At 67.9% G+C, this 16,468-nt stretch carries 17 protein-coding genes and 1 rRNA gene; 8 read left to right on the forward strand and 10 right to left on the reverse strand.

Annotation, left to right across the window (positions count from 1 at the left end):
• Positions 1–81, forward strand: a 5S ribosomal RNA gene (rrf, locus tag ABZ855_RS47140); the annotation flags it as partial.
• 82 nt (positions 82–163) lie between these two features.
• Complete coding sequence (locus ABZ855_RS47145) at positions 164–736, forward strand: GNAT family N-acetyltransferase (RefSeq protein ID WP_360819880.1); 573 nt, start codon at positions 164–166, stop codon at positions 734–736.
• Here the strand turns inward: ABZ855_RS47145 and ABZ855_RS47150 are convergent.
• The 7 genes from ABZ855_RS47150 to ABZ855_RS47180 all read right to left on the reverse strand — a co-directional run bounded on the left by ABZ855_RS47150 (position 725) and on the right by ABZ855_RS47180 (position 9,830).
• On the reverse strand, positions 725–2,164 hold the full coding sequence (locus tag ABZ855_RS47150; RefSeq protein WP_360819883.1) for a type IV secretory system conjugative DNA transfer family protein: 1,440 nt from the start codon (positions 2,162–2,164) through the stop codon (positions 725–727). The genes ABZ855_RS47145 and ABZ855_RS47150 overlap by 12 nt on opposite strands.
• A gap of 4 nt (positions 2,165–2,168) precedes the next feature.
• A complete protein-coding gene (locus tag ABZ855_RS47155; RefSeq protein ID WP_319208480.1) occupies positions 2,169–3,596 on the reverse strand; it encodes an ATP-binding protein in 1,428 nt (475 codons plus the stop codon).
• 13 nt (positions 3,597–3,609) lie between these two features.
• On the reverse strand, positions 3,610–5,178 hold the full coding sequence (locus tag ABZ855_RS47160) for an SCO6880 family protein (protein ID WP_360819887.1): 1,569 nt from the start codon (positions 5,176–5,178) through the stop codon (positions 3,610–3,612).
• Positions 5,175–6,518 carry a hypothetical protein gene (locus tag ABZ855_RS47165; protein WP_360819890.1) on the reverse strand — a complete coding sequence of 448 codons (1,344 nt, stop codon included), beginning with the start codon at positions 6,516–6,518 and terminating at the stop codon, positions 5,175–5,177. Before ABZ855_RS47165 ends, ABZ855_RS47160 begins: the two co-directional genes overlap by 4 nt.
• Positions 6,508–7,383, reverse strand: coding sequence for a hypothetical protein (locus tag ABZ855_RS47170; RefSeq protein WP_360819892.1), 876 nt, complete (start codon positions 7,381–7,383; stop codon positions 6,508–6,510). Before ABZ855_RS47170 ends, ABZ855_RS47165 begins: the two co-directional genes overlap by 11 nt.
• A 237-nt stretch (positions 7,384–7,620) precedes the next feature.
• On the reverse strand, positions 7,621–7,929 hold the full coding sequence (locus ABZ855_RS47175) for a hypothetical protein (RefSeq protein ID WP_053742551.1): 309 nt from the start codon (positions 7,927–7,929) through the stop codon (positions 7,621–7,623).
• 524 nt (positions 7,930–8,453) lie between these two features.
• On the reverse strand, positions 8,454–9,830 hold the full coding sequence (locus ABZ855_RS47180; protein ID WP_360819896.1) for a S53 family peptidase: 1,377 nt from the start codon (positions 9,828–9,830) through the stop codon (positions 8,454–8,456).
• A 320-nt stretch (positions 9,831–10,150) separates the two neighbouring features.
• Between ABZ855_RS47180 and ABZ855_RS47185 the strand changes: the two genes are divergently transcribed.
• On the forward strand, positions 10,151–10,789 hold the full coding sequence (locus ABZ855_RS47185; protein WP_360819899.1) for a hypothetical protein: 639 nt from the start codon (positions 10,151–10,153) through the stop codon (positions 10,787–10,789).
• Positions 10,790–10,805: 16 nt separating this feature from the next.
• Here the strand turns inward: ABZ855_RS47185 and ABZ855_RS47190 are convergent, their stop codons facing one another.
• From ABZ855_RS47190 to ABZ855_RS47200, 3 genes are all read right to left on the reverse strand, one after another.
• Positions 10,806–10,967, reverse strand: a complete 162-nt coding sequence (locus ABZ855_RS47190) for a hypothetical protein (protein ID WP_360819902.1) — start codon at positions 10,965–10,967, stop codon at positions 10,806–10,808.
• Between the two features lie 123 nt (positions 10,968–11,090).
• Positions 11,091–11,474, reverse strand: a complete 384-nt coding sequence (locus tag ABZ855_RS47195; protein ID WP_360819905.1) for a DUF397 domain-containing protein — start codon at positions 11,472–11,474, stop codon at positions 11,091–11,093.
• A gap of 8 nt (positions 11,475–11,482) precedes the next feature.
• On the reverse strand, positions 11,483–12,331 hold the full coding sequence (locus ABZ855_RS47200; RefSeq protein WP_360819917.1) for a helix-turn-helix transcriptional regulator: 849 nt from the start codon (positions 12,329–12,331) through the stop codon (positions 11,483–11,485).
• Positions 12,332–12,477: 146 nt separating this feature from the next.
• On the opposite strand from ABZ855_RS47200, the gene ABZ855_RS47205 reads away from it, so the two are divergent.
• The 5 genes from ABZ855_RS47205 to ABZ855_RS47225 all read left to right on the forward strand — a co-directional run.
• Entirely contained in the window at positions 12,478–12,924 is a 447-nt protein-coding gene (locus ABZ855_RS47205) for an ATP-binding protein (protein WP_360819908.1), read from the forward strand.
• A 137-nt stretch (positions 12,925–13,061) separates the two neighbouring features.
• The gene (locus ABZ855_RS47210) at positions 13,062–13,583 is read left to right on the forward strand and encodes a Uma2 family endonuclease (protein WP_360819911.1); all 522 of its coding nucleotides are present in this window, start codon (positions 13,062–13,064) and stop codon (positions 13,581–13,583) included.
• A gap of 79 nt (positions 13,584–13,662) precedes the next feature.
• Positions 13,663–14,415, forward strand: coding sequence for a trypsin-like peptidase domain-containing protein (locus ABZ855_RS47215; protein ID WP_360819914.1), 753 nt, complete (start codon positions 13,663–13,665; stop codon positions 14,413–14,415).
• Positions 14,416–14,502: 87 nt separating this feature from the next.
• Complete coding sequence (locus ABZ855_RS47220) at positions 14,503–15,510, forward strand: bifunctional lytic transglycosylase/C40 family peptidase (protein WP_360819920.1); 1,008 nt, start codon at positions 14,503–14,505, stop codon at positions 15,508–15,510.
• Positions 15,511–15,726: 216 nt separating this feature from the next.
• The coding region (locus ABZ855_RS47225) for a phosphatase PAP2 family protein (RefSeq protein WP_360819923.1) at positions 15,727–16,468 on the forward strand (742 nt) is incomplete at its 3' end.

The following is a 16,468-nucleotide window of genomic DNA, read 5'->3' on the forward strand; positions in this document are numbered from 1 at the left end:
ATTCCGAACCCGGAAGCTAAGCCTCACAGCGCCGATGGTACTGCAGGGGGGACCCTGTGGGAGAGTAGGACACCGCCGAACAAATATTGGGAAAACCCCCGCACTTTACAGTGCGGGGGTTTTTCGTTTTCCCGTTTTCCAAGGGAGGGCTACCGTGATCCCTATGAGTAGCTATGTGGTCAGGTCAGTGCGCGCGGACGAATGGCGTGCCGCCAAGAAGCTTCGATTGGCTGCCCTGCAGGATCCCATCGCGCATCTCGCCTTTCTGGAGACGTACGAGGAGGTTGTGGGCCGGCCTGACTCCTTCTGGCAGGAGCGGGTGCAGCGGGGGGCCGAAGGTGCGACCGGTGCTCAGCAGATCATTGCCGAAGGGCCCGACGGGGAGTGGGTCGGGGGGCTCGTGGTGCTTGTTGAGGACGCGGGGACGGCCGACTGGGCCGGGCTTCCTGTCGAGCGGCGGCAGGGGCACATCGTCGGGGTGTTCATGCTGCCCGAGCATCGTGGGTGCGGGCTGACCGACGTTCTCTTCGACGCCGCTCTGGAGTGGGCCTGGGAGGCCGCGGACGTTGAGCGGGTGCGGTTGGTCGTGCATCCAGAGAATGTGCGGGCGCAGCGGTTCTACCGGCGCGTGGGGTTCGTACCCAGTGGAGTCAGTGTGCCGGTGGGTGGGGGTGCCGATGGCTCCGGGGCCGAGTTGGAGCTCGAGTTCGTGCTGGAGCGGGAGTCACACCTGTAGGTCGTGGTGGGGCCAGCGGGCACGGAGTTGTTCTCGCGAACGGAGCAGGGCCATTGTCGGCATGCCTCGGTCTGCTCCGGTGGTGAGCAGCTCCGGGAGCTGGGGGAGAGGGGCGACCGCTGCTACGTCGTCCAGGACGAGGGTCAGTGGTGGGTCGAGGCGACCGGAGGATGACCGTTCGGCCATGCGCCGGCCGCGCTCGACCACGCTTGCGGCCAGTGCGGTCAGGAGGGGCATCGCGCCCGGGTTCGTCCTGGGGTCCTCGATAGGTTCACCGACCACATAAAGCGTGCCCCCTTCGGCGATGAAGGAATCCAGGGCGAGGGCATCACTTCGGTTCGCCGTGCACGCCTCTCGGATGTTCACCGTCGACAGTGCGGCGAGGGCTCGGCTTGTCAGCTCCTGGGCGATGTCCCGGCGTTCGGGGTACGCGGTCAGGGCGGCCTCGAGTTCGCCGGCGGCGCCGGGGGCCGCCTTGGGGTTGGTGCGGAGGATACGTACGGCTTCCTGGACGTTGATGCCCTGGGACCAGCGGTGTACGTGGCGGATTGTGCGGGCGTCTATCGCGGCGGCGTGCAGGTAGCTGCGGAGGAGTGTTTCCGCGGTTTCGGTGGTTGTTCGGTCGATCTTCGCGGTGGGGCGGACCGGGGTGAGGAGTGCGGCAGCTCGCGCTGCCGCTGTGTTTTTGTCTTCGCAGCCTGTGGTGGGGGGCCAGTGGAGGCGGGCCGGGGTGTCGCAGAGGTGGGTGGGGTCGTAGAGGAGGGTTGGGCCGAGCTTGGCTCGGGCGTCTTTTGTGGTCTGCCAGAGGGTGGGGTTTGAGGTGAGGATGAGGGCTGGGCCCTCGGCGTCCTGGATGGCTTGGGTTGCGGGGGGTGTGCGGGTGGGTTGGGAGCCGTAGAAGATTGTTTCCCACCCGCCCACCCGTTTGCTGTCTGCTGCCATGGGTGCCGTCGACAACGACTTTGCGGGTTCCGGTGAGGGTGGTGCCTCGGGGAGCTGCGGCTGTGCCTGTTGGACCGGCTCCGTGCGTTGTTCGGGGAGCTCGCCGTGTGATGTTCTTCTTGCTGTTCTTACCGTCTTCCAGCGGGCCAGGGTGCCCAGCGTGAAGATGGTCAGGACCGACAGGATCATCAGTTGGCCGATGAACAGGCCCCAGAACAGGCCCCAGCCCGAGAGTTGGTTCGGGGGTGTCGTCGGCCAGGCGCCCGGGACGTCCTGGGGGTCCGTGATCAGGTGGCGCAGGGCCTCCGGAGTACGGGTGAAGGTGACGCCCTGGGGCCAGGCGCCGTGGGACAGGACGCCCGCCAGGCCTGTCGCCGACCAGACCAGTAGCGTCAGGCCCAGGAGGAAGCCGATCAGGCCGATCAACAGGCCGTCGGAGACGCCGCGTTGGCCCTGCTGTTCTGGCTGGCCTGCGTCCGGTCTCATCGCGTCATGCCACCGTTGACTCGGGGGAGTCGTCGAGGTCGCTGAGGTGCTGTTCGACGAAGGCCGCCGCGCGTTCCTCGGCCTCCAGTTCCGCTGCTCTGAGGGCGTCGTCGGTCAGTTCGCGGTCGCGGGACGACTCCGTCATCGCCCGGTCGGTGAAGACGAGGGCGCGTTCCGTCTCCGTGACCAGGTGTTTGACGACCTGGACGTTGCCGTTGACGTCCCAGACGGCGATGCCTGGGGTGAGGGTCGGGATGATCTCAACTGCCCAGCGGGGCAAGCCGATCACCCTGCCTGTCGCTCTCGCCTCGTCGGCCTTCTGGGCGTAGATCGTCCTGGTGGAGGCCATTTTGAGGATCGCTGCCGCTTCCTTTGCCGCCGCGCCGTCCACCACGTCGGACAGGTGGTGGACGACCGCCACGAAGGACAGGCCGAGGCGGCGGCCGAACTTCAGCAGGCGCTGGAAGAGTTGGGCCACGAACGGGCTGCTGATGATGTGCCAGGCCTCCTCGACCAGGAAGATGCGCTTCTTCCGGTCGGGGCGGATCCAGGTGTGCTCCAGCCAGACGCCGATGATCGCCATCAGGATGGGCATGGCGATGGAGTTGCGGTCGATGTGGGACAGGTCGAAGACGATCAGCGGGGCGTCGAGGTCGATGCCGACCGTGGTCGGGCCGTCGAACATGCCTCGCAGGTCGCCGTCGACCAGGCGGTCCAGGACCAGGGCGACGTCGAGGCCCCAGGCCCGTACGTCGTCTATGGCGACGTTCATCGCTTCCGCGGACTCCGGCTCGGGGTGGCGGAGTTGCTCGACGATGTCCGTCAGGACGGGCTGGCGTTCGACGATCGTCTCGTTGACGTAGGCGTGCGCGACCTTGAGGGCGAAGCCCGAGCGTTCGTCGAGGCCGTGGCCCATCGCCACTTCGATGATCGTGCGGAGGAGGGCCAGCTGGCCTGTGGTGGTGATGGCGGGGTCTAGGGGGTTCAGGCGGATGCCCATGTCCAGGGCGGCCATGGGGTCCAGGCGGATGGGGGTTATCCCCAACTCCTCCGCGATGAGGTTCCATTCGCCGACGCCGTCCTCGCCCTGCGCGTCCAGGACGACCACCTGACGGTCCCGGAAGCGCAGTTGGCGCAGGACGTAGGTCTTCTCCAGGGCCGACTTGCCGTTGCCGGACTCGCCGAGCACCAGCCAGTGCGGGGCGGGGAGTTGCTGACCGTACAGCTGGAAGGGGTCGTAGATGTAGCCCTTTCCGGAGTACACCTCGCGGCCGATGATGACGCCGGAGTCGCCGAGGCCGGGGGCGGCCGTCGGGAGGTAGACGGCCTGGGCCTGGCCGGTGGACGTGCGGACGGGCAGGCGGGTCGTCTCCACCTTGCCGAAGAGGAAGGACGTGAAGGTGTCGGTGAGGGCGGTCAGCGGGTCCCGCATCAGCGCATCAGCCCTACCTTCGGATTCCGGTGGCGAACGGGAGTGTGTTGACGAACGCTCGGTGGTGCTCTCGGTCGCACCATTCGAGCTTCAGATACGACTTGCCGGCCGACGCCCTTATCGTGCGCTTGTCGCGCGCCAGGGCCTCGGGTGAGCGGGAGGAGACGGTGATGTAGCCGACCAGGTTGACGCCGGCCGCGCCGCTCGCGAGGTCCTCGCCGCGCTGGTCGAGGCGGTTGTGGGAGGCGATGTCGCGCGGGTCGACCGTGCGGTTCATCTTGGCGGCCCGGCTCGCCTCGGCGTCGTCGTTGGTCTTCTCGGTGAGCATGCGTTCGATGGCGACCTCGGTGGGTTCGAGGTCCATCGTGACCGCCACCGTGCGGATGACGTCGGGCGTGTGGACGAGGAGCGGCGCGAGGAAGTTGACGCCCACCGGCGTCATCGGCCATTCCTTCACCCACGCCGTGGAGTGGCACCAGGGGGCGCGCGTCGACGACTCGCGGGTCTTCGCCTGGAGGTACGTCGGCTCCATGGCGTCCAGTTCGGCCGGCCAGGCGTTGCGCTTCGTCATCGCCTGGAGGTGGTCGATCGGGTGGTCCGGGTCATACATGGAGTGGATGAGGGACGCAAGCCTGCCCTGGCCGAGGGGCTGGCGGACGCGGATGTCCGCCTCCTGGAGCCGGGAGCAGATGTCCGTCATCTCGCGGGCCATGACGACCGCGAGTCCCGCGTCGCGGTCGACCTTCCTGCCGTGCTGCGGGCGGGCGGCGCGGGCCATCGCGTGGGCCTCGGCGGCCAGTTCACGGGTGAAGTGCATACAGGCGACGAGGTACGCGCGGTGTTGTTCGCTGCTCGTCGACACCATGGACTGGAGCTGGTCGTACGAGTGCTGCAGCCAGGCCGGGGACTTCTCGTCGCCGCGTACGGCCACGTCCTTGGCGTGGGCGTCCGGGTCGGCCGGGAGGGTGCGGGCGAGGATCTGGAGGCGGGTGACGAACCCGTCGCCGTTCGCCACGTGCTTGAGCAGCGTGCCGAAGCGGTCGACGAGGGCCTCCTGGTCCTCGCTGTCGCGCAGGCCGACGCCCGGGCCCTCGATCTCGATCGCCGCCGTCACCGTACGGCGGTCGGCGTGCAGGAGTACGGCGATCTCGTCCGGGCCGAAGGGCGCGGCGAGCCAGTTGATGCGGCCGATGCCCGGGGGCGGGCCGATCTCGACCTCGCGGCCGTCGATCTGGGTGCCGGCCTCCATGACGGAGCTGCGGTAGGTCGTGCCCTGGCGGAGCACGCGCTTGTAACTGCGGTTGATCTCGAACCACTTGTAGAACGTGCGGCGCTTGTACGGGACGTACACCACGGCGAGCGCCAGCATCGGGAAGCCGGTCAGCAGCACGATGCGCAGGGCCAGAACGGGTACGACCAGGCCGCACACCATGCCGAGGAAGGCGCCCACGATGATGAGCGCGATCTCGCCGGACTCGCGGTTGCGGCCGACGATCGCGTTCGGCCGGGCGCGGCCGATGAGATACGTACGGCGGGGCGAGACCGTGTGGGCCACATGGGCCACATGGGAATCGGTGGTCAACGCCCGTCACCTCCAGGGCGGTTGGATCGGTTGCCTGCGTGCGGGCTGCTGCGCGGCGGGGGTGCGGCGGAGGGGACAGATCCGCCGCCGCCCGAGGGCCGCGAGCTGTGCGCGGCCACGCCGCCGGAGACGGGGTTGGCGGGGCGCGCCGCGGAGGACGACTGGCCGCCGCCTCCACCGCCCCCGTTGTTGTCCGCCCGGCTGCTGTGGGTCTTGATGCCCTGGGCGACGAGGGTCGCCGGGGAGCTGATCACTGCGGCGGCCTTGCCTTCGGCGCCCTGCATGATGCGGTTGTTGCGGGAGTTCGCGATCTCGTCGCCGAAGCCGGGGACGAAGCGGTAGATCATGGCGCTCGCGAAGATGGCGAGCAGGATGATGGAGAGGCCGGAGACGACGGCCGAGAAGGCGTCCGGGCCGTCGTTGGTGGAGAGTGCGCCGGCGAGGCCGAGGACGATGGCGATCACCGGTTTGACCAGGATGACCGCGATCATGATGCCGGCCCAGCGGCGGACGTGCCCCCACAGGTTCTTGTCGACCAGCCCCGCGTACACGACCGTGCCGAGCAGCGCGCCGACGTACAGCAGGGCGGCCCGGATGACGAGCTCCAGCCAGAGGATGCCGGCCGCGAGGATCGACACCATGGACACCACGATCAGCATGATCGGCCCGCCGCCGATGTCCTGGCCCTTGGCGAGCGCGCCGGAGAAGGTGCCGAAGAACGTGTCGGTCTGGTCGCCGGTCGCGCCCGCGAGGACCTCGGTGACTCCGTCGGTCGCCGAGACGACGGTGTAGAGGATCAGGGGCGTGAAGGCGGAGGCCAGGACGGTCAGCCAGAGGAAGCCGATGGCCTCGGAGATGGCCGTGGTGAGGGGGACGCCCCGCATGGCCCGTTTGGCGACCGCGAGCAGCCACAGCACCAGGGTCAGGACGGTGGACGCGGCGAAGACGACCGCGTACTGCTGGAGGAACTTGGTGTTGGTGAAGTCGACGCTCGCGGTCTCCTTCACGGCCTCGCTGAGCTTGTCGACCGTCCAGGAGGCGGCGTCGGCGCAGCCCTTGGCGAGGGAGGAGAGGGGGTCGAGGGTGGCGGTGGGGTTGGGGACGGATCCTTTGCCGGCGCCCTGCTGGCCCTCGCAGAGATCCTTGGCGTCGCCGAACAGCAGGCTGCAGTCGGTGTTGTCGGCCGTCGGCGAGCCCGACGGAGAGGGCGTGGGGGTCGGAGAGGGGGTCGGTGCCGCGTACGCCTGTGTCGCCAGTAGTACGGCCGTTGTCTGTACGGCTGTCAGCGCGCCGGCGAGCTTGAGCACGAGGTAGGGCCTAGCTGGCGTGTTACCGGGCATAGGTGAACCCTCCGTACTCGTCGATGGCCTTGTTGATCTCGTCGGAGTCGGCCGCCCTGTCGTCGCCGGGGACCGGAGTGGGGCCGTCCTTCTCCGAGTAGGAGACGATTTTCCAGCCGCTGCCGGACCAGCTCATGTCGTAGGTCCAGGTCTTCCAGGACGAGGTGACCGGGCTGGTGGAGGTCTCGCCGGCGATGCCGGTCAGGCCGACGTACCAGATGTCGACCGTTGCGGTGGCGCCGCCGTAGGACACGGTCTTTGTGCCGACCGGGGTCACTCGGGAGACGAATGTGCTGCCTTCGGGGGCGTTGCCGTTCGCGTCCAGGCCGAGTCTGGTGAGGAAGCTCGCCGAATAGGCCTTGTCCAGCGGGCCCTTGAGTTTGGCGGCTGCCTCGGTGGTGAAGAGGGCGTCGACGATCGAGTCCCGGGTGTCCTTGCGGAACATGCCGGTCGAGCCCAGGGTCACCGCGTAGTTGGCGGCTGCCGACTGAGCGCCCTCGCGGTTGTGCGCGAACCCTGTCGGGATTCCGGCCGCCTTCTTCGTGACCGGCTGCTCGCCGGAGGCCGCGGTGGGTGCCGTGTCGGGTTGGCCCGCGCTGCCGCCGGAGCCGCTGCCCGCCGTGGAGGACGCGGAGGTAGAGGAATCGTCTCCTCCACGGTTCGCGAAAGCGATCGCCGCGATGAGGAGCGCGACCACGGCGACCCCCGTCACCATGCCCCGGGACGACTTGGGGCGCCGGGCGCCGCCGTAGGGGCCGCCGGTTCCCTGGTCGTGGTAGCGGGTCCGGGTCTGGCCGGTGCCGCCGTACCCGCCGTCGTCGGAGCGCGCGGAGTCGCCGTTGCTCTGGCTGTCACCAAGGCTCATTGCGCGTCCGTCCCCCTCGAACTCGTTTCGAACTCGTGTCGAATCCACGCGTACGGGTACGCGTGACAGTACGACGGTAGCCGTGCTGGTCCCCGCGCGGGCGCGGTGTGGTGACTCGACATCAGGGAGACGCAACCTCAGTCGGTGGGCACAACGGGTGGGTGGATGGTGGAGTGAAGAAACCGGGCGCACCCGGGTGGTCCGACTGACGAGACGCGCCACGCGGGGTGGCGCCGGCTACACGGCCATGCCGTACACGATCGTGAAGAGGGTGCCGAGTGAGCCGATGATGAACACACCCGTCAGGCCGGCGATGATGAGGCCCTTGCCCTGTTCCGCGCTGAAGGTGTCACGTAGCGCCGTGGCGCCGATACGCTGCTTCGCCGCACCCCAGATGGCGATGCCCAGGCACATCAGGATGGCCACGGCCATCACGACCTGAACCATCGTCTTCGCCTCGGTGCCCAGGCTGCCGAAGGGGCCCCAGTCCGGAGCGATCCCGCCGATGATGGTGTTGATGTCGCCCTTTTCGGCCGCAAGCCACATGTAAGTCACCGCCCCTGTCGGGTAGTTCCGCGCGCCCCCTGCCGCAGTGCAGAGGTCAGGTCCATTCTCGCTGACAATGACCCTGTCGTATGTCGACTTGAGGTCATTGATTGGCGGGTTTCGTACGAATACCTTGCCACCGACCCTCGCGGCACCCTATGGGGGAGCGCGGGACGGTGTGCGAGGGGTTGAACGGATCGTATGGTCACTCTGTGTATCACGGCAGGTTACGCCGAGCAATGAGGTGTGGGCGGAACCTGTGGTGTGGTTCCGTCGTTGACCACCGATGGCCAGCCGCGGCCACCAGTACGGACACGGACCGCTTCTGACGGTTCGTATCCAGGTAAAGGCTATCGCGGACCTCGGACATGGCGACGGGCCGCGGCTGGCAGCCGCGGCCCGTTCCCCAGTGCCCGCCGGTGATCCCCACGACCTCCGGTGGCGTTTGTGTGATCAGTTGTGATTTGGCTTGATCTGGTGGTACTGGTCTTTCTGGTGGCTCTGGTTGTTCGGCTGGTGGGGGATCAGCCGGTGAAGCCGGTCAGGCCCTGCGGGGTGCCCAGGCCGGTCGGGCCGTCGTAGCCGGCGCCGGCGGTGCAGAAGTAGCTCGTGGAGCAGGTGCCGTTGTTGCCCGACGTCACATCGTTGAGGGCGGAGGTGCCGGCCACCTTGTAGGGGAACTGCGCCGGGTAGGAGCCGGTGGAGGGGGTGCCGCCGAGGGCGTACACGCCCGCGATGATCGGGCTGGCGGCGCTGGTGCCGCCGTAGGTGACCCAGCCGCTCTCGCCGTAGGTGTCGTAGACCGAGACGCCGGTCGCGGGGTCGGCCACGGCGGAGACGTCGGAGATCATGCGCTTCGTGCAGCCGGTGTCGGTCTGCCAGGTCGGCTTCGCGTCGTACGCGGAGCAGCCGGAGCCGGTGCCCTCGGTGCTGCTCGTCTTCCACACGGTCTCGGTCCAGCCGCGGGTGTTGGAGGCGGTGGACAGCTTGGTGCCGCCGACGGAGGTGACGTACTTGGAGGCCGCCGGGTACTCGGCGCCGTAGTCCGAGTCGCCCGCGCTGACCGTGATGGCGACACCGGGGTGGTTGAAGTACGACGTGTCGTAGCTGGTGTCGGAGGACGACTCCGAGCCGCCGTAGCTGTTGGAGACGAACTTGGCGCCCAGGGTCACCGCGCGGTTCACGGCCGTGCCGAGGTTGGCCATGGAGGCGGAGGTGGCCTCGACCAGCAGGATCTTGCAGTTCGGGCAGGTGGCGCTGGCCATGTCCAGGTCGAGCGAGATCTCACCGGCCCAGCCGCTGTCGGCGGCGGGGAGGGAGGTCGTGGAGCCGCTCTGGCTGACCTTCGTGAAGCAGCCGCTGGCGACGGTGCAGGCCGGGAGGCCGTAGTACGAGCGGTACGCCGTGAGGTCGGCCGCCGCGTTCGGGTCGTCGTACGCGTCGACGATCGCGATGGTCTCGCCGGCGCCCTTGGAGGAGGCGGCGGAGGTCAGTCCGTAGGCGGACTGGATGTTGCTGGGGCCGTAGCCGGTGGGGGTGGCCGAGGTGGCGTTCGGCTTGATGGTCGCGGGCGTGGTGCCCTTCCTCGCCGCCTGTTCCTCCTGGAAGGCGGTGGTGCCGCCGGTGACGCGCAGGGCACTGCAGGACGCGAAGCCCTTCGCCGGGGTCGCGTCACACTGGTTGGTGTAGCTCACGTGGGCCTTGGCGACCTGCGCGGCGATGGTCTTCGCGGTGACCTTGGGGGTGACCTTCGAAGTCGCGGAGAGCGCGGGGGTCGCTGCTCCGGCCTGGGCCGCGGTGCCGAGTCCGGCGAGAGCGAGCGCCGCGGTGGCTACGGCTGCGGTGCCTATGCGGCGCCATCTGCCGTGCGTGGACTGGCTGCTGGGGGGTGACGTACGCAACGTACAGCCTCCTGTTAGGGGGTTGGCAGGGGCAGTGCGGGTGGGGGTTGGCCGCCGGTGCGGTGTCCCCGGCGGCGGGTTGGCGGCCCGCGACGACCTTCGCTTGTTGAGTACGTGACAACAAGATGGGTTGCGGAATCCTGACTTCCGCGTGACTGAAGGGGGTTGCTGGGTTACCGATCACTGACGTGGTGATGGGTGGGGGGAGGGTGTGCCTTGACCATGTACACGAGTCATCCACAGGTTGTGGATGGTTGTGGGCGGGGCCCTCCGAGGGGTGCGTGGGGGTGACTGTGGGGGTGACCGGGGTGGTTTGGGGTTTGACGGGAGATCAGGCACAGATTGTGGAGCGGCTGCTGCCGGGGGTGGTGCGGCGGGTGCTGGGTGGTCGTGTGGCGCAGCCGTGGTGGTTGCCTCGGCGTGCGCTGACTGTGGTGGCGGCCGATGTCGACGTCGGGGTGGGGGTCGGGGCGGTGTGGATGGTGGCGCGTCCGAGGAGCGCGCGGGCGCGGGAGTACGTCGAACTCGTGGAGTGGTACGACGGGCAGTGGCGGTACGTGGGGGGTGGCAGCGCCGATGTGGACGGGCCGGCCGATGGTGACGTCGAGGTGATCGAGGTTCGCGGCGGATCGGGCACGCTCAGTCTCACCCGGTACCTCGACCGGCCGCAGTCCTTCGGGACGGCTCCCTGGATCGCCTGCGTCCGCGTCCACCTGGGGCCGGATGTCGGCCACCTTCTCGTCGGCGACCGCCGGATCGAGGCGTCGCCGGGGCAGCGCGGGGTCGTCGCTGTCTGGAAGGTGGCCCAGGTGAGGCGGTTGGTGCGGCCGGTCATCGTGGCTGTCGGGCGGGACGGCTCCGAGCTTTCCCGTATGGGGCCGCTCGCGAGTCTGGACAGCCGTACGTGGGCGCGGGTTCGGGAGCAGTTGCGCGGGGCGGGCGAGTCCGAGGGGCTCTAGCGGCAGCCCGGTGAGATCAGAGGTCGAGGACGGCCCGTAGCGCCTGGTCGATGCGGGCAAGGGCATCGGTGCCGACGTTTCCCAGATGGGTACCGTCGTGGAAGCGAGCCGTCTTGAGCCGCGTGATGTTGAGTGCCACCGCCACGGCTTCCACTGGGCTTGTCAGCTGTACGGACATGATGGTGTCCGGGTAGGCGCCGAACGCGTCTCGTCGAGCCCGTCGAGGCTGACGACGCAGACCGTGCGTTCACTCTGTGCGCCCTTGACCTGTCGTCCGGGAGGGACACTGTGATCTTTACGGTCATACCCGCAGGTCGGTGTCTTCTGTGAAGTGGTCGAACTCGCCTGCCCGTACGCCCAGGACGAAGGCGTCCCATCTGCGGCGGTCGGTGGTGACGACTGTTTCGGGGGCGGTGGTCGAGTGGAGGTGGACGGGGGCGTCCGGGGTGTCGGGGGTTTCGGTGAGGGTGACTTCGATTCGGGGGGTCGGGGTGGTTGACCTCGGGGGTGGGGTGTCCGTCTTCAGGGTGGTGAGGAGGGTGCGGAAGGCGGCGGGGGTGGTGATGAGGGTGGCTCCGCGGGGGTCGCCGGATTCGGTGAGGTGGATGCCTTCGGGGGTGGTGGCTATGTGGACGCAGGAGTTGCCTTCGCTGCAGTACGACGACTTCTGCCAGGACAGGTTCATGAGGGCTCCTACATTTCTCGCATCACGTGGTGGATCAGTTCGCGGGTCTTCTCCGGGCTCAGGGCAACGGCCTCGATCCGTTCGAAGAGCGTCCGGTACTTGTGCAGCTGGGCCTCGGCGTCGAGGAACGCGACACCGTGGGACTGGTCCAGTTGGATGGTGTCCAACTGAGGCACCGGGCCGCAGGCGTAGTAGAACGACTGGCCTGATCCCGGGTAGGCACCGACGTCGAAGGTGATCGTGCGAAGGGTGATGTGGCTCCGGTCGCTCATGTCGAGCAGGTGTTGCAGTTGTTGTCGGGCAACCGTGGAGCCGCCGACCTTCATCCTTAGGGCGGCCTCGTGAATGATCGCCTCGTACGGCGTCGGCTCGTCCTCGTGGAAGAGGATCGCTTGGCGCTTGATGCGGAACGAAAGGCGGTGCTCGATGTCGGGGGGTGACAGCTCGGTGACTGCCTGCCGGAAGATCTCAAGGGCGTACTCCCGCGTTTGGAGCAGGCCGGGAATGCGGGCTGTGGTGGCGTCGCGCAACGAACGGGCGTGATGCTCCAGTTCGGCCAGGTCCAGGAGGGGAGCGGGCAGAATTTCCCGGTACTCCTCCCACCAGCCGCGTTTGCGGTCGCCGGTCATCCGGGAGATCGCCTCGACGAGAGCCTTGTCGGCGCAGTCGTAGTGACAGGCCAGCGCTCGCACCCGCTCGGCGCTCACACCCGACCGGCCGGCCTCGATGTTGCTGATCAACGTTTGGTTCGAGCCCAGCAGTTGACCGGCCTCCGTGGCGGTCAGGCCCGCGCGCTCCCGTAGTTTGCGCAGCTCAGCGCCCAGACGGAGTTGACGACCCGTCGGGTTGGTCCTCACGGGGTTGCCCTCTTCCTTGTCGCGACTTGTCACTCACACGAGTGCAGTAAAACGCTTTTTAGCGTTTACGGGTAATGCATTATCTGCTGGTTGCTACCTTGGGGCTGTGTAACCGCCCAACTCCCCTCAGTGATCGGAGACTTCCGATGGCCACCGTATCCCCGTCCTGGAACTACACCCTTCAACTTCCGCGCGATCCACGCTCGCCGGGTATCGGCCGTGCCACTGTGCGGACCGTTCTGGCCGCTCGTGGGCTCGGTGGAGCCATTCCCGCCGCCGAACTGGTCGCCTCCGAACTGCTCACCAACGCCCACCAGCACACCAAGGGGCCGTACGCCCTGCGGATCGTCCACCTCGGTGGGCCGGACCGGTTTCGGGTGGCCGTCTGGGACACCGATCCGAGGGTTCCGCCCGGGTTCGGGGGTAGCGGCGGCCCCGTCGTCGTACCGCCGGAGGACGGTGAGTGCGGGCGGGGGCTTTATCTCGTACGGGCGTGTGCGGAGTCGTTGGGGGTTTCCGTGATGCGGGAGCTCGGGGCGTCGAAGGGCGGGAAGTTGTTGTGGGCCGAGTGTCAGTGGGGTGGCCTAGGGTGACGGCGGGTGAGCGGATTGTGATGGAGGGTGCGGGGTGACGCAGGTCGAACAGCGGCGCAAGGGGTGCCCCGTGCACACGTACGGGCCCGCAGGCCGAGGCGGGGGAAGGGGCCGCACAGTACGGTGGATTGCGAGCCATGTCCGTGTCGCCCGGTGCCTGGATGTATCCGCGACCCCGGCCGGGGAATCTGCGTGAGATCGCCGAGAAGATCGAGGACGCGACGAGTCTGCGGGTGCAGATCCTGGGAGGAAAGCTCGTGATGTCCCCTACGCCGCGTGGTAAACGCGCGGGGGTGGTCAAGCAGGTGCGCCGACAGCTCGAGGCGGTCGTTCTGCCTGACGGCCTGGAGGACGACGACTGGTTGGCCGACGCCGCGCTCGCCGTCGAGGTCGTCTCCCAGTCCGAGAAGTCCCGGGACATCAGGGACAAGGCCGACTGGTACGCCGTCGTCCGAGTGCCCGTCCTTCTTGTCATCGATCTCAGAAACGGCACCTGGACCCTGCACACCCAGCCTGACAACGGCGCGTACCGTGACGTGCTGCCGGGCAAGTTCGGGGAGTCCGTGCTGCTGCCCGAGCCATTCGGGGTCGAGATCGTGACCGACAACTTCCCTGTGTACGGGGCGGCTCCGCGTTCGAGCCGTAAGCCTTGGGCGTAAAGCTCTTATACGGGTTCACGCGAGATTCTCAGTGACGAGGCGTGCCGCTTCTTGAATTCGGGCGTCACAGTGGGCCCTGATGAAGCGCCTCACTCGTCTGTTTCCCGTCGTTGCGTTGCTTGCGGTCACCTCCGTTTCCGGGGCCGGGCCCGGCAGTGCTGCCTCAGGGGGGCCTGCGGTGCCGCGGAGTGCTCGTGTGGGGGCCCTGTTCAGTGGTGGTCTGGCGGGCGGGCACTTCTGTACGGCTTCCGTGGTGCGCAGTCGTGGGCGGGATCTGATTCTTACCGCCGCTCACTGTCTGAGTGGGGGCGGGGATGGGGGTGGGGCAAGTGGTGTCGTGTTCGTGCCCGGGTATCGGGGCGGGCGCGCGCCCTATGGGGTGTGGCGGGTGACGAAGGCCTTTGTGCCGGGGGCCTGGAGGGAGCGGGCCGATGAGGACAGTGATTTTGCTTTTGCCGTCGTTGCCTCCGACTCCGCATCCAAGGGTGGGCGTGAGCTGGAGGACGTCGTCGGGGCGAACGCCTTTGCTGCGGGGCGCGTGACCGGGGCCTCGGCTGTCGTCGTCACCGGGTATCCCAACGTGCTGGACGCGCCGCTCAGCTGTACCAACCGGCCGACCGCGCACAGTCGTACGCAGCAGCGCATCGAGTGTCCCCACTTCACCGACGGTACGAGTGGGAGTCCCTGGGTGGATGTGGAGGGGGACGTGGTGGGGGTGCTTGGGGGGTTCGAGCAGGGTGGGGCCACCGATGATGTGTCCTACAGCGCTGTGTTGGGGAGTGCGGCTGCGGATCTGTATCGGGAGGCCGGTGGGATCTCCCGGGCGGCTTGACGGGTGGCGCGTTTCGTCATGATCACCCCGGTGTGTGGGTAGCGCCTCTACACTGACGTGGGCGTACTCCCTGGCGGTGAGGGGCGGTTGACGGTGCGTAAGGCATGGATCGTGGCGAGTGTTGCCGTCGGTGGTGCCCTCAGCTTCGTGATGCTGCTCGTCGTCGGCGTCTATCTCGTCGCCGGGAACGTCGCCGGTGGGGTGGGCGGTGGGACCGTCGCCCTCGCCAAGGGGGCCGTGCCGGCCGCGTATTCGGCACTCGTACAGAAATGGGGCAATCTGTGCCCCGCCATCAATCCCGCCCTGCTCGCCGCACAGCTGTACCAGGAGAGCGGATTCAATCCGAATGCCAAGAGTCCGGCAAAGGCGGAAGGGATAGCGCAATTCATCCCCGGCACCTGGGCCACCCACGGAATCGACGGCGACGGTGACGGCGACCGTGACGTGTGGGACCCGAATGACGCGATTCCGTCGGCCGCGTCGTACGACTGCGAGCTCGCCTCGTACGTGAAGGACGCGCCCGGAGACCCGACGCACAACATGCTCGCCGCTTACAACGCGGGGGCGTACGCCGTCCTCAAATACGGGGGCGTACCGCCGTATTCGGAGACCCAGAACTATGTGAAGACCATCACCACCCTGCAGGCCAGCTTTGCCGCTCCTGTGGGGCGCGTCGACCCCTCGGAGCAGGCGGCCGGGGCGATCAACTACGCCCAGGAGAAGCTCGGCACGCCCTACCTCTGGGGCGGCACCGGTACCGCTGAGCAGCAAGGACGCTTCGACTGCTCCGGGCTCACCCAGGCCGCGTACGCGAGTGTGGGCATCGAGTTGCCGCGGGTGGCGAACGACCAGTACAACGCCGGGCCGCACCCTTCGCGGGCGGAGTTGCTGCCGGGCGACCTCGTCTTCTTCTCCGACGATCTCACCAACTCGCGGGCCATCCGGCATGTGGGGATTTATGTGGGCGGCGGTTACATGATTGACGCGCCGCGGACCGGTGCGGTCATTCGGTTCGATCCCATCGACACCCCCGATTACTTCGGGGCGACCCGGGTCACCGAAGATGGCGCGAAAGCGTTGCCCACGGCTGTGTGAGCGCAGCGTGAAACCCTCCCCTGAGCTGCGCGTATGCATCTCTCTTCGATAACGTCTGCGTGATCATTCGGTGGAGAGTGGAACGTATTAACGGAGGGTGTGCGTTCCTGTTCCAGTGGTGGATTCACCGACGGCCCCCTGTGGCACGTGTCAGGTGGGCAGGAGCGGCGCACGCAGCAGTGCGCTCTGGACATGACGACGAAGGGCCGCAGCACCATGGCTGGTCTCGCCGAAACCGGGTCGAACCCCGACGTCGACCTGCTCTACGACATCAACGGTCTGGCCAAGGACGCGCCCCGGTGGTTCGACCGGGTGGTCGAAGTCGTGGGTGAGTACGGGCTGTTGGCGGCGATGGTCGTCCTCGTGGTGTGGTGCTGGTGGAGTGTGCGGCGGCGGGGTGGGGACGAGGCGGTCTCTTCTGTGGCCGCGTTGGTCTGGGCGCCTCTTGCCGCGGCGGTCGCCGTGATCGTGAACATCCCGATACGGGGTTTCGTGGAGCGGCCTCGGCCTTTTCTCGATCATCAAGGGCTCGAGGTTCTGGTCTCCGGGAAGACCGACTACTCGTTCGTCAGCGATCACGCGACGATCACCATGGCCATGGGGGTCGGGTTGTTCGTGGCCAACCGGAGGTTCGGGGTCGCGGGGATAGGGATCGCGTTGGTGGAGGGGTTCTGCCGGGTCTACATGGGGGTGCACTACCCGACCGATGTGGTGGGTGGGTTCGCGTTGGGGACGGCGGTCGCGTTGTTGTTGTCTCCGGTGGCGATGGCGGTGCTCACCCCTGTGGTTCGGGCTGTTGAGGGGTCTCGGTGGGGTGGGGGGCTTGTTCGGGCTCGGGGGGTTGGTGGGTCCGGGGTGGGTGTGGTTTCTGGGGCTCGGGCGGAGGCGGGGGGTGGGCCTGGGGAGCGGGATTGGACAGGTCGATGCCGAGCTCCTCCGCCGCGCGGAAGACGTCCTC

The sequence above is a fragment of the Streptomyces sp. NPDC047042 genome (assembly GCF_040644035.1).
In the GTDB taxonomy this organism is placed as follows: domain Bacteria; phylum Actinomycetota; class Actinomycetes; order Streptomycetales; family Streptomycetaceae; genus Streptomyces.

Excerpts from the sequence above, each read along its gene's own strand:
- ABZ855_RS47145 (WP_360819880.1), top strand. The coding sequence starts at position 164 with ATGAGTAGCTATGTGGTCAGGTCAGTGCGCGCGGACGAATGGCGTGCC.
- ABZ855_RS47150 (WP_360819883.1), bottom strand. The coding sequence starts at position 2,164 with ATGAGACCGGACGCAGGCCAGCCAGAACAGCAGGGCCAACGCGGCGTC.
- ABZ855_RS47155 (WP_319208480.1), bottom strand. The coding sequence starts at position 3,596 with ATGCGGGACCCGCTGACCGCCCTCACCGACACCTTCACGTCCTTCCTC.
- ABZ855_RS47165 (WP_360819890.1), bottom strand. The coding sequence starts at position 6,518 with ATGCCCGGTAACACGCCAGCTAGGCCCTACCTCGTGCTCAAGCTCGCC.
- ABZ855_RS47170 (WP_360819892.1), bottom strand. The coding sequence starts at position 7,383 with ATGAGCCTTGGTGACAGCCAGAGCAACGGCGACTCCGCGCGCTCCGAC.
- ABZ855_RS47175 (WP_053742551.1), bottom strand. The coding sequence starts at position 7,929 with ATGTGGCTTGCGGCCGAAAAGGGCGACATCAACACCATCATCGGCGGG.
- ABZ855_RS47190 (WP_360819902.1), bottom strand. The coding sequence starts at position 10,967 with ATGTCCGTACAGCTGACAAGCCCAGTGGAAGCCGTGGCGGTGGCACTC.
- ABZ855_RS47195 (WP_360819905.1), bottom strand. The coding sequence starts at position 11,474 with ATGAACCTGTCCTGGCAGAAGTCGTCGTACTGCAGCGAAGGCAACTCC.
- ABZ855_RS47205 (WP_360819908.1), top strand. The coding sequence starts at position 12,478 with ATGGCCACCGTATCCCCGTCCTGGAACTACACCCTTCAACTTCCGCGC.
- ABZ855_RS47210 (WP_360819911.1), top strand. The coding sequence starts at position 13,062 with ATGTCCGTGTCGCCCGGTGCCTGGATGTATCCGCGACCCCGGCCGGGG.
- ABZ855_RS47215 (WP_360819914.1), top strand. The coding sequence starts at position 13,663 with ATGAAGCGCCTCACTCGTCTGTTTCCCGTCGTTGCGTTGCTTGCGGTC.